General features: G+C 71.0%; 1 protein-coding gene. It reads right to left on the minus strand.

What is annotated here, in order from left to right; genetic code table 11:
• On the minus strand, nt 1–675 hold a 675-nt coding region (locus AQJ67_RS44395; protein ID WP_159058968.1), incomplete at both ends, for an acyltransferase domain-containing protein.

The raw sequence follows: 675 nt of genomic DNA on the forward strand, positions 1-675 counted from the left end.
TGCGAATGCCCCACCACAGCGGCAGGTGTCACGCCCAGCGACTGCCACAGGTGCGCCAGCGACACCATCACCGCCCACAACACCGGCTGCACCACATCGACGCGTTCCAGCGCCGCCTGATCCCCCAACACCTCCAGCAGATCCCACTCCACAAACGGAGCGAGCGCCTGGGCACACTCCCCCATCCGCTCCGCGAACACGGGCGAGGACGCCAGCAGTTCCTGCGCCATCCCCACCCACTGCGCCCCCTGACCGGGGAACACGAACACCACACCACGCCCACCAGCCGCACTCCGACCAGCCACCCCGGACACCACACCCGCGCCCGGCTCCCCCGACGCCAACCCCGCCAACCTGGCGATCAACTCATCGCGGTCGGCGCCCAGAACCACCGCCCGATGCTCCAGACCCGCCCGGGTCGACACCAAAGCCGCACCCACACCCACCAGGTCCAGCCCCGCAGCCGCCTCCACATACGCCGCCAGCCGCCGCGCCTGCTCCCGCAACGCCGACTCCGACCGCCCCGACACCACCCACGGCACCACCGACGACAACACCACCGGCGCGGACGGCTCCGCATCGGAGGCCGGCTCAACCTCAGGAGCCTGCTCCAGAATCACGTGAGCATTGGTGCCACTGACCCCGAACGAGGACACCCCCGCCCGCCACGGCCGA

This window comes from Streptomyces caeruleatus, from assembly GCF_001514235.1.
GTDB classification, from domain to species: domain Bacteria; phylum Actinomycetota; class Actinomycetes; order Streptomycetales; family Streptomycetaceae; genus Streptomyces; species Streptomyces caeruleatus.